This window comes from Litchfieldella qijiaojingensis (assembly GCF_014651875.1).
Taxonomy (GTDB): domain Bacteria; phylum Pseudomonadota; class Gammaproteobacteria; order Pseudomonadales; family Halomonadaceae; genus Litchfieldella; species Litchfieldella qijiaojingensis.
The window spans coordinates 117203-131596 of the sequence record NZ_BMXS01000003.1; the positions used below are offsets into that span (position 1 = coordinate 117203).

The following is a 14394-nucleotide window of genomic DNA, read 5'->3' on the forward strand; positions in this document are numbered from 1 at the left end:
CGCTGCGAACCGGCGTCACCCTGACGCTCATCGGTCCGGGAACTGCCGTTGATTGCATGGCTGACCGCATGGGTGTGAAATATGGCGCAATTCCCTTTTGGCAACGCCACGGATAGCCATGACGCCACACATCGGTCAGCGGATCACGGCCCAATACGCCGAGTTGAGTGCTCAGGAGCAGCGAGTTGCGGCCTTCATCCTGGATCATTTCGATGATCTGGCGATGTACAGTGCCGCCGACCTGTCGCGTCTGACCGGGGTTTCCAAGTCCACTGTCAGTCGCCTGTTTCGGCGTCTGGGCTTTGATAGTTACCAGGCCGTCAAGGTGCATGCCCGGCAATTGCGCAGTCTCGGCATGCCCCTGGTCACCGATGCCGATGCGATGCAGGGCGATGATGAGCGTTTCAAGCGCCATCTTCAGCGCGAAGAGGAAAACCTGCGGCGTGCCCTGACGGCAATCGAGCCAGGGGTCTTCGAAGACATCGTGCGTTGCCTGGATAGCGCCCGCCAGGTCGTCGTGGTGGGGTTTCGCAATAGCTACCCGTTGGCCATGCACTGTCGTCAGCAGTTGATCCAGGCACGAGAGCAGGTCAGGTTGGCACCCGAACCCAACCAGTCGCTGGCCGAAGAATTGGTTGGCCTGGGCGAGGAGGACCTGGTGATCCTGTTTGGCTTCCGACGTCGGCCGCGGATTTTTGAAGAAGTCGTAGGAGCGTTCGATACCATTCCCTGCCGTGTATTGCTGATCGCCGATGCGACGGCCGCCGGTTTCGAAAGACAGGTCGATTGGCGGTTGGAATGCCCACTCGACAGCATTTCCGCCTTCGACAGCTATGCCAGCGCAATGAGCCTCATCAGTCTGCTGGCCAATGGCTTGTTGCATCATCGTTTAGCCCAAGGACGTGCTCGTATCGATGCGGTGAGTGAGTTGTATCGGCGGCTGGATGAGCTTTCCTCTTGATGCGCCTTGATGGTGCGTCACCTATCTCTTTCCCACCCTTGGCGCTCCAGGACGGTGCCATGACGATCCCTGTGCCACAGAACCGTGAAGCTCTGGGGCGGCTAATGAATTGATCGACAACGAGTGTTTGGTCTTCTGGCATGCCCATTGCCCTCATATGAAACGAAAGTTTCTCAAGTGTCACCGTTGAGACGTTAGTTTCACAATCCACGTATATAAAGCTATACAAGTAGGTGCTACCACCAGGAGAACAATCAATGAGATATCTGGATCGTGGTTTCAAGAGCATGAAAGGGATTCTCGCCGCTGGCCTGTTTGCTGTGACGAGCTTGGGCGCCGCTGTCGTGAGTCAGCCGGTACAGGCCGATGCCTTGTCCGAGATCGAACAGCGCGGCACCTTGCGAGTCGCCGTGCCGCAGGATTTCCCGCCATTCGGCTTGGTGGGCACCGACCTGCAGCCGCGTGGTTACGACATCGACATGGCGAACTACCTGGCCGAGGAGATGGGGGTGAAGCTGGAACTGGTGACCGTAACCAGTGCCAACCGCATTCCCTTCCTGCAGACCCGCCAAGTGGATCTGGTTATCTCGAGCCTGGGCAAGAACCCGGAGCGTGAGGCCATGATCGACTTCTCCGATGCCTATGCGCCTTTCTTCCTCGGCGTGTTCGGCACGGATGAGGCGGCACCGCTGGACTCGGTGGACGAGCTCGCTGGCATGACCATCGGCGTGTCCCGAGGCTCCGTCGAGGACATGGAACTCAGCGACATCGCGCCCACCGACACGACGATCAATCGCTTCGAGGATAATGCCACCACCATTGCCGCTTTCCTCTCGGGGCAGGTGGACTACATCGCCACCGGCAACGTGGTGGCCGCTGAAATCGCTGAGCGCTACAGCGACCGTGCGCCAACCCTGATCTATCAGCTCAAGGACTCTCCCTGCTACGTCGGCATGAACAAGGAAGAACCGGCTCTGATGGCGAAGGTCAATGAACTGGTCGCCCAGGCCTTGGAGGATGGAACCCTCGAGTCGCTCTCCCAGAAGTGGCTGCACGCTAGCCTGCCCGATAACTTCGGGATGTGAGGACGGACATGGGGCTGACTCTGGACTTCCTCGCACTGTCGCCCTATGTCGGTGAGCTGGCGAGAGGGCTGGTCACCACGGTCGTGTTGACCGTGGTGACCACCCTTTCCGGCCTGATGCTGGCCATCGTCGTGGCGTATCTGAGAGTACATGCCGCCACCTGGGTACGGCGGATCCTGGGGGGCTATGTCGAGCTGACGCGTAACACGCCCTTCATCGTGCAATTGTTCTTCATTTTCTTTGGCCTGCCGGCATTAGGCATCAAGATCGACGCGATCACCGCGGCGTTCCTGGCCATGACATTGAACCTGGCGGCGTATACCGCGGAGATCCTGCGTGCCGGTATCGAGGCCACCGGGCGAGGGCAACTCGAGGCCGCCCGCACCTTGGGCATGTCGAAATTCCAGAGCTATCGGCATGTGGTACTGGTGCCGGCCTTCGCGCGCATCTATCCCGCGTTGACCAGCCAATGCATCATCGTCATGCTCGGTTCGGCGGTGGTCTCGCAGATCTCGGTGTTCGACCTGACCTACGCGGCAAACTTCATCCAGTCGCGTAACTTCCGCAGCTTCGAGGCGTATCTGCTGGTGACGCTCGTCTATCTATTGCTGGCGGTAGGCATGCGTCAGCTCTTCCTGCTGGTCGGTCGTCGGTTGTTCGCCTTTCGGCAAGGAGGGCAGGCATGATCGAGTTCACGCTATGGGATATCGTGCGCAACCTGCTGCTGGCGGCCCGCTGGACCATCGTGCTGTCCCTGATCGCCTTCGTCGGCGGCGCATCTCTGGGCCTGCTGTTCACCGTGCTGCGCCTGTCCGGCAACAGATTGCTAAAGGTCATGATCGGTGTTTACGTGGATGTCTTCCAGGGCACGCCCTTGCTGATGCAGCTGTTCCTGGCCTACTTCGGCGCCGCAGCCCTGGGATTCAATGTCTCGGCCTGGGCGGCGGCCTCAGTCGCGCTGACGTTGTTCACCAGTGCCTTCCTCTGCGACATCTGGCGAGGGTGCCTCGAGGCGGTTCCACGAGGTCAGTGGCATGCCTCCCGGGTGCTGGGCATGGATTATCTGCAGACGATGCGCCATGTGATCCTGCCCCAGGCGCTGCGCCTATCGGTGCCGCCCACCGTGGGTTTCTCGGTCCAGGTCGTCAAGGGTACAGCGCTGGCATCGGTGATTGGCTTCGTCGAACTGACCAAGGCCGGGACCATGCTCAACAATGCCACGTTCGCTCCCTTCACCATCTTCGCGCTGGTGGCGCTGATCTATTTCGCGCTTTGCTACCCCCTTTCCCGTTATTCACGCTACCTGGAGAGACGCCTCTATGACGCTGGTATGCGTTAAGGACCTGCACAAATCCTTCGGTGACCTGGAAGTGCTCAAGGGTGTCGACCTGGACGTTGCTCCCGGCGAAGTGGTGGCCATCATCGGGCGTAGTGGCTCGGGCAAGAGCACGTTGCTGCGCTGTCTGAACCAACTCGAGCAGCACGACGGCGGCAACATCGAAATCGCGGGTCAACGGCTCGACGCCGAGGCCATGGCGCCAAGCGAGTTGAGCCGCAATGTCGGCATGGTCTTCCAAAGTTTCAATCTGTTCCCCCACAAGACCGTGGGCGAGAACGTGATGTTGGCGCCAGTCGTCGTGCGTGGCGTGAACAAGCAGGAAGCGTCGCGAGTGGCCCGGGAAGTGCTCGACAAGGTTGGCATGCTGGAGAAGTTCGATGCCTATCCCGCACAGCTTTCCGGTGGACAGCAGCAGCGCGTTGCCATCGCCAGAGCCTTGGCCATGAAGCCCAAGGTCTTGCTGTGTGACGAAGTCACCTCGGCGCTTGACCCGGAACTGGTAGGTGAAGTGCTTCTTGTGTTGGAAGCTTTGGCCGAGGAAGGCATGACCTTGATCCTGGTGACCCATGAGATGAAGTTCGCGCACGATGTGGCCGATCGCGTCGTCTTTATGCACCATGGGCGCATTCACGAGCAGGGCGACCCCAAGACGCTTTTCAACCACCCCCGCACCCCCGAGTTGCGGCAGTTCATCTCGGCAGTACGTTAACCCGGCGAGCCCACCGCATTCCCGGCGGATGCAGGGTGGGCTACCCTGCGAGCCTACCCTTCAGGTCCAAGCCTATCCTATTCTTGGAATCAAGAGTGGATTCATCTACGGCATGTTTTTGTATACGATAACTTTTGTCAGCTTGCTTTGCCGTTGATCGGGAGCTAATCTGAAAATAGATTCCATATTTCATAAAAACCGTGATGAAAGGACGGATGATGGCCAGCCGAAACTATTACGCGCCCCACGGTGGGCACCCACCCCAAACCCAACTGCTGTCGGATCGTGCGGTATTCACCGAGGCCTATGCAGTGATTCCCAAGGGCGTGCTGCGTGATATCGTCACCAGCAACCTGCCATTCTGGGACAAGACTCGCCTGTGGGTGCTGGCCCGCCCGCTGTCCGGCTTCGCCGAGACCTTCTCCCAATACATCATGGAAGTGTCGCCGGGTGGTGGTAGTGAGAAGCCGGAACTGGATCCCGCGGCGGAAGGCGTGCTGTTCATCGTCGAAGGCGAGCTCTCCCTGACGCTTGCCGGAGAACGTCACCATATGCTGCCGGGCGGCTATGCTTTCATTCCCCCAGGCAGCCACTGGCAAGTACACAATGAGTCGAATGCCCCGGTACGCTTCCACTGGGTGCGCAAGGCCTATGAGTTCGTCGAGGGTATCGAGGTGCCGGAAGCCTTCGTCACCAACGAGAACGACATCGAGCCCACCCCCATGCCGGATACCGAAGGGCGTTGGGCCACCACGCGCTTCGTCGATCCGCAGGACGTGCGCCACGACATGCATGTCAACATCGTCACCTTCCAGCCGGGAGGCGTGATTCCGTTCGACGAGACGCATGTCATGGAGCACGGCCTGTACGTACTGGAAGGCAAGGCGGTCTACCATCTCAATCAGGAGTGGGTCGAAGTGGAAGCCGGCGACTTCATGTGGCTGCGCGCCTTCTGCCCGCAGGCCTGCTATGCCGGCGGTCCGGGACCGTTCCGCTATCTCTTGTATAAAGACGTCAATCGACACATGAAGTTGTCGCTTTTCGGTGCACGCTGATCCCGCGAGGAGAGACATATGCTCGAACTCAAGGCACAGCCGTTGACGCCGGAGGCCTTCGCGCCGTTCGGCGATGTGATCGATACGCGCAGCGCCGACTACTTCCCGATCAACGCCGGTCGTACCCGGCGTTACCACGACCTGGCCAAGGTCGAGACCCTGGGCGAGGAGGCGCGGACGTTGATCAACATCTTCGTCAGCCAGCCAGTCGAGGTGCCGCTCGAGCTCGAATTCCTCGAGCGCCACCCCTTGGGCAGTCAGGCCTTCATGCCACTTCATGAAGAGCGCTTCCTGGTGGTCGTCGCGCCACCGGGCGATGAGATCGATCCGGGCGAAGTGCGTGCCTTCGTCACTGATGGGCGCCAAGGAGTCAATTACCGCGCCGGTACCTGGCATGCCATCCAGTCGGTGCTGGACCGCGAGGGCGAGTTCCTGGTCATCGACCGTGGTGGCCAGGGCCACAACTGCGACGAGTACCCGCTTCCGATACGCGTCACTCTGGCGTGATGCACGGCGCGCCCTGACCGGGTGCGCCTTTTTGCCCTCCCCTCCTAGGCTGACCGGCAGGTTTCCTGCCGCTCGCTCTCCTTTTTCATTCTCTTTGCCATGCCGACATACGGCCATCCTTCTGAAAACTCAGGTGCTTTTGAGTATTTGATATTTTTATTGGAAATATTTTCCACAAAATATTGACAGCATGCTGTGCCCGGCCTAGTTTTGGATACAACAACAATGATCACGTCACCGAGGAGGTATCGTCGTGGCCAGAATGACCGCAGCAGAAGCCGCCGTTCACGTCCTGAAGAAAGAGGGCATCGATGTCGCCTTCGGCGTGCCCGGCGCAGCCATCAATCCCTTCTATGCCGCCATGCGCAAGATCGGCGGTGTCGATCACGTGCTGGCTCGCCACGTCGAGGGGGCCTCGCACATGGCCGAGGGCTATACGCGTACCAAGGCCGGTAACATTGGAGTGTGCATCGGCACCTCCGGCCCAGCGGGTACCGATATGATCACTGGGCTCTATTCCGCCTCCGGCGATTCCATCCCGATCCTGTGCATCACCGGCCAGGCGCCGCGCGCGCGCCTGCACAAGGAAGACTTCCAGGCGGTGGACATCCAGGCCATCGCCGGCCCGGTCACCAAGTGGGCGGTCACCGTGCTGGAACCGGCCCAAGTGCCACGTGCCTTCCAGCAGGCCTTCCACCTGATGCGCTCGTCGCGCCCCGGGCCGGTACTGATCGATCTGCCGCTCGACGTGCAGCTCAGCGAAATCGAGTTCGATCCGGATACCTACGAGCCGCTACCGGTCTACAAGCCAGCGGCCAGCCGGGCCCAGATCGAGAAGGCGCTGGAGATGCTCAATGCTGCCGACAAGCCGTTGATCGTCGCCGGTGGCGGAATCATCAACGCCGATGCCAGCGAGCTCTTGACCGAATTCGCTGAAATCACCGGGGTGCCGGTCATCCCCACCCTGATGGGTTGGGGCACCATTCCCGACGATCATCCGCTGATGGCCGGCATGGTCGGCCTGCAGACCTCGCATCGCTACGGCAATGCGACGATGCTTGCCTCGGATTTCGTGCTGGGCATCGGCAACCGCTGGGCCAACCGCCATACCGGCTCGGTGGAGACCTATACCAAGGGACGCAAGTTCGTCCATGTCGACATCGAGCCGACCCAGATCGGCCGCGTGTTCGGTCCCGACTACGGCATCGTCTCCGATGCCGGGGCGGCACTGAAGCTGTTCGTCGAAGCGGCCAAGGAGTGGCAGGCCGCTGGGCGGCTCAATGACCGCAGTGTCTGGGTCGAGGAGTGTCAAGAGCGCAAGCGCACCCTGCTGCGCAAGACCCACTTCGATAACGTGCCGGTGAAGCCACAGCGCGTTTACGAGGAGATGAACAAGGCCTTCGGCAAGAACACCCGCTACGTCAGCACCATCGGGCTGTCACAGATCGCCGGGGCGCAGTTCCTGCACGTCTACAAGCCGCGCCACTGGATCAACTGCGGTCAGGCCGGTCCCTTGGGCTGGACAGTGCCGGCGGCGCTGGGTGTACGCAAGGCCGATCCCGAGGCGGAGATCGTGGCACTGTCCGGCGACTACGACTTCCAGTTCATGGTCGAGGAGCTGGCTGCTGGCGCGCAGTTCAAGTTGCCCTACCTGCATGTGCTGGTGAACAACTCCTACCTGGGGCTGATTCGCCAGGCCCAGCGCGGCTTCGACATGGACTACTGCGTGCAGCTCTCGTTCGAGAACATCAACTGCCCGGAGATCAACGACTACGGCGTCGATCATGTCTCGGTGGCCGAGGGCCTGGGTTGCAAGGCGCTGCGCGTGACGCGGGCCGAGGACATTGCCGCGGCCTTCGCCGAGGCGCGAGACCTGATGCGTCAGCATCAAGTGCCGGTGGTGGTCGAGATCATTCTGGAGCGGGTCACCAATATTGCTATGGGCACCGATCTCGACGGCGTTAACGAGTTCGAAGAGCTGGCCGAGAATGTCACCGATGCCCCGACATCGATCGCCGCCTTGACCTAGGTTCTGCCCGAAAACTGCCTGCGCTTGGCCATGCAGCGTTAAAAGTCATCTCGAAATGCTCATTTACAACCACGTAAACTCCGCTTTCTCGATGACTTTTGCCTTGCCTGGCCTTCGCTCGCCGACTTTTCAAACAGAACCTAAACTCAACGCACCCGCTATCGACACTAAACCGCAACGAGAGAGACGCTGATCGATGTTAACGATCGATCGGCGTTTCCCCACACAGGAGCAAGCCATGCCTAAATTTGCCGCCAACCTAAGCATGTTGTTCACCGAGGAGGACTTCCTCGACCGATTCAAGGCCGCCGCGGATGCCGGCTTCTCTGGTGTCGAGTACCTTTTCCCCTACGACTATCAGCCGCAGGAACTCAAGGATCGACTCGATGCAAACGGCTTGACTCAGGTGCTGCACAATCTGCCGGCGGGCGACTGGGCGGCCGGCGAGCGCGGCATCGCCTGCCATCCCGACCGGGTCAGCGAGTTCCGTGAAGGGGTTGATCGGGCCATCGAATACGCATCCAGCCTGGGTTGTAAGCAGGTCAACTGCCTGGCCGGCATCCAGCCGGAAGATGTCAGCCATGACCAGGCCCGCGAGACGCTGATCGACAATCTGCGTTTCGCTGCCGACAAGCTGTCGCGCGAAAACATCCTGCTGCTCGCCGAGCCGATCAACACTCGCGATATTCCTGGCTTCTTTCTCAATCGCACCGAGCAGGCATTGACTCTGTTCGATGCGGTGGGCAGCGACAACCTGAAGCTGCAGTACGACATCTACCACATGCAGATCATGGAGGGGGATCTGGCGCCGACCATCGAGAAACATCTGGCGCGCATCGCCCATATCCAGATCGCCGACAACCCGGGACGCCACGAACCGGGTACCGGCGAGATCAATTATCCGTTCCTGTTCGCCCATCTCGACCGCCTCGGCTATGACGGCTGGATCGGTTGCGAATACAAGCCGAAGGCCACCACCCGGGAAGGGCTGGGATGGCTGGATGGCGTGCGCTGACAGGACGTACGGCGCCCGGCAAGCGATGAGCTGTTCCGGCGGCAAGCCTACGCGAGGGCGCTGTGAACCCATCCCTGGGCGCTACATTTGCCATCCCTGGCAAATGACCCTCGCTTCGCCTTGCCCCCGGCGCTCATCTCGCCGGGTGTTTGGAAATGAACGCTAAGTCAGAAATCACCATGACAGTTCGAGAAGGAGAGAGACTATGAGCAAGATCGGTTTTATCGGCCTGGGTATCATGGGGCGTCCTATGGCGGGTCACCTGCTGGACGCCGGCCACGAACTCGTCACCGTGGAGCACAGCAAGCCATTGCCACAGGAACTGGCTGACAAGGGTGCCAAGGTCTTGGCCAATCCCAAGGCAGTGGCCGAAGCCTCCGAGATCGTCATCACCATGGTGCCGGATACTCCGGACGTGGAAGCGGTGCTGTTCGGTGAAGGTGGGGTGATCGAGGGCCTCAAGCCCGGCACCCTGGTCATCGACATGAGTTCCATTGCCCCATTGGCGACCCAGGAATTCGCCAAGCGCATTCATGACGCTGGCGGCGAATACGTCGACGCCCCGGTATCCGGTGGTGAGGGCGGGGCCATCAATGCCGCCCTGACCATCATGGTCGGTGCCACAGAGCAAGGCTTCGAGCGCGCCAAGCCGATTCTCGACGTGATGGGCAAGACCATCACCCATATCGGTGGTCATGGCGATGGCCAGACCTGCAAGGTGGCCAACCAGATCGTCGTCGCCCTGACCATCGAGGCGGTGGCCGAGGGCCTGCTGTTCGCTTCCAAGGCCGGCGCCGACGTGGCCAAGGTGCGCGAATCGCTGCTCGGGGGTCTGGCCCAGTCGAAGATTCTCGACGTGCACGGCGAGCGCATGATCAAGCGTACCTTCGATCCGGGCTTCCGCATCCGCTTGCACCAGAAGGACCTCAACCTGGCTCTGGAGGGTGCGCGCAGCCTCAACCTGGCACTGCCGGGCACCGCCAATGCCCAGCAACTGTTCCAGGCCTGTGCCGCCCATGGTGGCGAGGATTGGGACCATGCCGGCATCCTGCGGGCGCTGGAAACGCTTTCCGGCCACGAAGTCGGTTAAGGAAGATTTGACGTAAATCGTCGCTTCCTTGTTTTTCCTGGTTTGGCGGGCGTCGGGTCGTCGCCCGCCATCAGCCACAGCGACTGCATGTGGCCCTCCGCCGGCGACAGGTCTCCCCTGTGCATGCCATTTCCCTGTCGTCGGTCTTTTTGCCGTGACGCTTTCCGTGAGGAGTTCGTCGATGAATGCCCATGCCCCTTTCACGCCCTTCACCGATGAGGAGGCGTCGCGCCAGTGGTTGATGCGCCTGGCCCAAACGGCGGTAGCCGCCGTGCATCCCGACACCCTATTGCCCGATCGATTGCCCGAGCCTCCGCTAGGCCGCACCGTGGTGGTCGGCGCCGGTAAGGCCGCCGCGGCCATGGCACGTGCCTTGGAAACGGCCTGGCAGCGACATCATCCCGAGGCCGAGCTCTCCGGTCTGGTGGTGACGCGTTACGGCCATGGGGCCGACTGCCGGCGTATCGAAGTGCTCGAGGCTTCGCACCCGATGCCCGACGAGCTTGGCGAGCAGGCCGCCCGGCGCATGCTCAAGGCGGTGCAGGACCTGGGCCAGGACGATCTGGTGATCGCGTTGATCTCCGGTGGCGGTTCGGCGCTGATGACCTTGCCGGCAGACGGCCTGACGCTGCACCAGAAGCAGGCTCTCAACAAGGCGTTGCTGCGTTGCGGTGCGCCGATTCGCGAGATCAACACCGTGCGCCGTCATTTGTCGGCGATCAAGGGCGGTCGCCTGGCCGCCAGCGCGCATCCGGCCCGGGTGGTGACCTATCTGATTTCCGACGTGCCAGGAGACGAGCCAAGCCTGATCGCTTCCGGCCCCACGTTGCCCGATGACTCGACCCCGGCGGGTGCCCTGTCGATTCTTGAGCGCTACGGCATCGAGATCCCCGACAGTGTACGCCGGCACTTGATGGCCGATGGCAGCGCACCGCGGCGTGACGATGCCGGTTTCGCTCGCGACGAGGCCGTGGTGCTGGCGCGAGCCCGCGATGCCTTGGAGGCGGCTCGAGAACGTGCCGAGCACGCTGGTCTGGATGTCAGGATGCTGGGCGATGACCTGGAAGGGGAGGCCCGAGATCTGGGGCGTGCCCAGGCGCGCATGGTGCTTACCGTCCAGGGCGAGAGCGAGCGGCCGTTGCTGATCCTCTCCGGTGGCGAAACCAGTGTCACCGTACGTGGCGACGGTCGTGGTGGGCGTAATGTCGAATACCTGCTGGGACTGTTCGAGACCCTCAAGGGAGCCGAAGGCATCTACGCCTTGGCCATCGACACCGATGGTATCGACGGCTCCGAGGACAACGCCGGTGCCTTGATCGGCCCCGCTTGCTGGACGCGCGCCCGGAGCGCGCGACTCTCTGCCTTGGATTACCTGGCACGCAACGATGCCTACAGTTTCTTTGCCGAACTCGACGACCTGATCGTCACGGGGCCAACACGCACCAACGTCAACGACTTCCGCGCCATCCTGGTGCTGCCGAGGGCCTCATGACAGCGATAACGCAAGCTTCCATCCGCCGCACCAAGATCGTCGCCACCCTGGGCCCGGCCAGCGACCGCGAGGGGGTGCTCGAGGCCATGATCGCCGCCGGGGTCGACGTGGTGCGCCTGAACTTCTCCCACGGCTCGTCCGACGACCATCGCCGCCGCCTGGCCCGGGTGCGCGAGATCGCCGAGCGCCTGGGCAAGAGCGTCGCGGCGCTGGGCGACCTGCAGGGCCCCAAGATCCGCATCGCCCGCTTCCGTGACGGCGCGGTGACGCTGGCCGAGGGCCAGGCCTTCATCCTCGACATGGCGCTCGACGGCGAGGCCGGCACCGCGGAACGCGTGGGCTGCGGCTACAAGCAGCTCGCCGCCGATGTCGCCACCGGCGATCGCCTGTTGCTCGACGACGGCCGCCTGGTGCTCGAGGTCGAACGCATCGACGGCGCCGCCGTGCACACCCGCGTGGTGGTCGGCGGCAAGCTGTCCAACAACAAGGGCATCAACAAGCAGGGCGGCGGGCTCTCCGCCGCGGCGCTCACCGACAAGGACAAGGCCGACCTCAAGACCGCCGTCGACATCGGCGTCGACTATCTCGCCGTGTCCTTCCCGCGCTCGGCCGCCGACATGCAGGAAGCCCGCGCGCTGCTCGGCGCGGCCGGCGCCGAGATCGGCCTGGTGGCCAAGATCGAGCGCGCCGAGGCGGTGGCCGACGCGGCGACCCTCGACGCCATCATCGCGGCCAGCGAGGCGGTGATGGTGGCCCGCGGCGATCTTGGCGTGGAGATCGGCGACGCCCAGTTGATCGGCGTGCAGAAGCGCCTGATCAAGCGCGCCCGCACCCTCAACCGCGCGGTGATCACCGCGACGCAGATGATGGAGTCGATGATCGGCGCTCCGCTGCCGACCCGCGCCGAGGTGTTCGACGTCGCCAACGCCGTGCTCGACGGCACCGACGCGGTGATGCTCTCCGCCGAGACCGCCGCCGGCGACTACCCGGTGGAGACCGTCGAGGCCATGCACCGCCTGTGCCTGGGCGCCGAGCGCGAGCGCATCGCCCAGGAATCGGGGCACCGCATCCACGAGGGCTTCTCGAAGATCGACGAGACGGTGGCGCTGTCGGCGATGTACGCCGCCAACCACCTCGAGGGCGTGGCGGCGATCGCCTGCATGACCGCCACCGGCTACACGCCGCTGATCGCCTCGCGCATCCGCTCGGGGCTGCCGATCGTCGGCCTGGCCCACAGCCCCATCGCCCAGCGGCGCATGGCGCTGTACCGCGGCGTGGTCTCGCTGCTGTTCGATACCAGCGACATGGCGGCCGACGAACTCGACGAGAAGGCCGTGGCGATCCTCAAGGAGCGCGGCATCACGGTGGCGGGCGACCTGATGATCCTGACCCGCGGCGACCACATGAATGCCCACGGCGGCACCAATACGCTGAAGATCCTCGAGGTGAGCTGAAACCGCCATGCACGCCCTGCCCTCGCTATATTGGCGGGGGCGGGCGTCTCGTCTAATGCGTCGGTCTAGCGGGCGTTGAGGGCGGCGATCACTTCGCCGGTATGCTGGACATGGGAGGCCAGCAAGCGGCTGGCCCGCTCGCCGTCACGGGCCTTGAGGGCCTCCAGTATCTCCCTATGTTCCTCGGTCGATTCCTGCCAGCGCCCGATTCTATCCAATGCCAAGTAGCGGGCCCGTTCCAGGCGTCCGAGCAACCGTCGATGGGTCTCCTCGAGCACCGGGTTCCTGGCCCCGGCGACGAGATGCGCATGGATACGCTGGTTGAGTTCGAAATAGGCGTCCCGGTCGCCCTTGTCGAGCAAGCGTTCCAAGCGTTCCTGCATGGCTTCGAGTCGCTTGATCTCGGTATTGGTCATGCGCTTGGCTGCCAGGCCAACGGCCAGGCTTTCGAGGCCGGCCTCGACCTCGAACAGGTGTTCGAGCTCTTTGGCGTCGATCAGTGACACTTGCGCATTGCGGTTGCGCCTCAAGGTCACCAGCCCATCGGCGGCGAGCAACTTGACCGCCTCGCGCAATGGAGTACGCGAGATGCCCAGTTGCTCGCAAAGCTCCGGCTCCACCAGACGTTCGCCTGGGGCGAGGCGCCCGCGTACGATCAGCCGATGTAGCGCCTGATACGCCTCTTCCGCCAGCGAAGGCGTGGTGATGCGCCGCTTCGTCGGCGTGCCGCTGCGAGTGGCGGCACGCCGTTGGCCTGATGAAGAGACAGTGTCCGTTGTCATGAGTTGGGCTCCGTTGCGAGATGCATCACCTTGATTCGAGCTTCATTGTCTCGCCGATGGCTGCTGCATCCAATCCGACCAATGATGCTCGGACATCAAGTATCGGTCGGCTGCCGTCCCACCAGCCGGGCCAGCGCTGGGCCGAGGCCGCTGCATGGCTTCTCCGGTGGCAGGGCGAAGCTGCCAGCCACGGGGGCGGCTATCTCCATACTCGCCATGGCTTGAGCCTGGGTCACGGCGCAGGTTACGCCGTCCAGTGCCGGAACCGGCAGGCGTGTGGCCACCGTACGCGCCAGGCCGGCCAAGGGTGCGCCGGCAAGGATCAACACGTCGGCGCCGTCCTGTTCCACCGCTTGATTCGCCAGGGCCACCAGGCGCTCGCCCTGGTCCTCCTGCACCCGACCGATATGGGCCAGGGGTTCGTCCAGGGCGCGGATGCTGGCCAGGCGTTCGGCGAAGCCATAGGCAGTGATGCATTCGCGGTACCAGGCCTGGATGCGCTGGGAGATGGCGATCACCGAGAAACGGCCGCCATGCTGGCAGGCACTGACCAGGGCGGCCTCGGTCATGCCCACCACCGGGATTGGCATGACTTCACGCAAGGCGGCAAGGCCGGGGTCGCCAAAGGCGGCGACCACGATGGCGTCGTGGTGCGCATGCTGCTCGGCGGCGATCTGCAGGGCGGCGTAGCCGCCGATCAGCGCTTCGGCGCGGGTCTCGATATAGGCCACGCCGAAGGGTGCGGTGGCCAGGGTCAGCTCGGTACCGGGATAGATGCTGCGCGTGGCCTCCGACTCGATCAGGTGGGTCACGTCACGGGAGATATTGGGATTGATGATGAGCAGTTTCATGGCGTGGTGTGCTTTTTCTGTTGTG

14 protein-coding genes are annotated in these 14394 nt (G+C 62.7%); 12 read left to right on the forward strand and 2 right to left on the reverse strand.

Annotated elements, in window-relative coordinates; genetic code table 11:
* The first annotated feature begins 118 nt into the window (after positions 1–118).
* The 12 genes from IE093_RS04690 (at position 119) to pyk (ending at position 12736) form a co-directional block, all read left to right on the forward strand.
* Positions 119–961 carry a MurR/RpiR family transcriptional regulator gene (locus IE093_RS04690; protein ID WP_189466685.1) on the forward strand — a complete coding sequence of 281 codons (843 nt, stop codon included), beginning with the start codon at positions 119–121 and terminating at the stop codon, positions 959–961.
* Between the two features lie 257 nt (positions 962–1218).
* The gene (locus IE093_RS04695; protein ID WP_229803241.1) at positions 1219–2046 is read left to right on the forward strand and encodes a transporter substrate-binding domain-containing protein; all 828 of its coding nucleotides are present in this window, start codon (positions 1219–1221) and stop codon (positions 2044–2046) included.
* Positions 2047–2054: 8 nt separating this feature from the next.
* Positions 2055–2732: an amino acid ABC transporter permease gene (locus IE093_RS04700; protein WP_189466688.1), complete on the forward strand. Its 678-nt coding sequence runs from the start codon at positions 2055–2057 to the stop codon at positions 2730–2732.
* Positions 2729–3385 (forward strand): amino acid ABC transporter permease, encoded by a 657-nt coding sequence (locus IE093_RS04705; protein ID WP_189466690.1) that lies wholly within the window; start codon positions 2729–2731, stop codon positions 3383–3385. The genes IE093_RS04700 and IE093_RS04705 overlap by 4 nt, the downstream gene beginning before the upstream one ends.
* Positions 3366–4094, forward strand: a complete 729-nt coding sequence (locus tag IE093_RS04710; RefSeq protein WP_229803242.1) for an amino acid ABC transporter ATP-binding protein — start codon at positions 3366–3368, stop codon at positions 4092–4094. The genes IE093_RS04705 and IE093_RS04710 overlap by 20 nt, the downstream gene beginning before the upstream one ends.
* A 218-nt stretch (positions 4095–4312) precedes the next feature.
* Positions 4313–5149: a bifunctional allantoicase/(S)-ureidoglycine aminohydrolase gene (locus IE093_RS04715; RefSeq protein ID WP_189467004.1), complete on the forward strand. Its 837-nt coding sequence runs from the start codon at positions 4313–4315 to the stop codon at positions 5147–5149.
* 18 nt (positions 5150–5167) lie between these two features.
* Positions 5168–5656, forward strand: a complete 489-nt coding sequence (locus IE093_RS04720) for an ureidoglycolate lyase (protein ID WP_189466692.1) — start codon at positions 5168–5170, stop codon at positions 5654–5656.
* A 253-nt stretch (positions 5657–5909) separates the two neighbouring features.
* Entirely contained in the window at positions 5910–7685 is a 1776-nt protein-coding gene (gcl, locus tag IE093_RS04725; RefSeq protein ID WP_189466694.1) for a glyoxylate carboligase, read from the forward strand.
* Positions 7686–7923: 238 nt separating this feature from the next.
* Positions 7924–8700 carry a hydroxypyruvate isomerase gene (gene hyi, locus IE093_RS04730; RefSeq protein ID WP_189466695.1) on the forward strand — a complete coding sequence of 259 codons (777 nt, stop codon included), beginning with the start codon at positions 7924–7926 and terminating at the stop codon, positions 8698–8700.
* A 205-nt stretch (positions 8701–8905) separates the two neighbouring features.
* On the forward strand, positions 8906–9790 hold the full coding sequence (locus IE093_RS04735) for a 2-hydroxy-3-oxopropionate reductase (RefSeq protein WP_189466698.1): 885 nt from the start codon (positions 8906–8908) through the stop codon (positions 9788–9790).
* Between the two features lie 181 nt (positions 9791–9971).
* Positions 9972–11282: a glycerate kinase type-2 family protein gene (locus IE093_RS04740; RefSeq protein ID WP_189466700.1), complete on the forward strand. Its 1311-nt coding sequence runs from the start codon at positions 9972–9974 to the stop codon at positions 11280–11282.
* Positions 11279–12736, forward strand: coding sequence for a pyruvate kinase (gene pyk, locus IE093_RS04745; protein WP_189466702.1), 1458 nt, complete (start codon positions 11279–11281; stop codon positions 12734–12736). The genes IE093_RS04740 and pyk overlap by 4 nt, the downstream gene beginning before the upstream one ends.
* 65 nt (positions 12737–12801) lie before the next feature.
* Here the strand turns inward: pyk and IE093_RS04750 are convergent, their stop codons facing one another.
* Together IE093_RS04750 and IE093_RS04755 are read right to left on the reverse strand one after the other, a co-directional pair.
* Positions 12802–13518, reverse strand: a complete 717-nt coding sequence (locus tag IE093_RS04750; protein WP_189466704.1) for a GntR family transcriptional regulator — start codon at positions 13516–13518, stop codon at positions 12802–12804.
* A gap of 95 nt (positions 13519–13613) precedes the next feature.
* Positions 13614–14369 carry an aspartate/glutamate racemase family protein gene (locus tag IE093_RS04755; protein WP_189466705.1) on the reverse strand — a complete coding sequence of 252 codons (756 nt, stop codon included), beginning with the start codon at positions 14367–14369 and terminating at the stop codon, positions 13614–13616.
* Positions 14370–14394 lie beyond the last annotated feature (25 nt).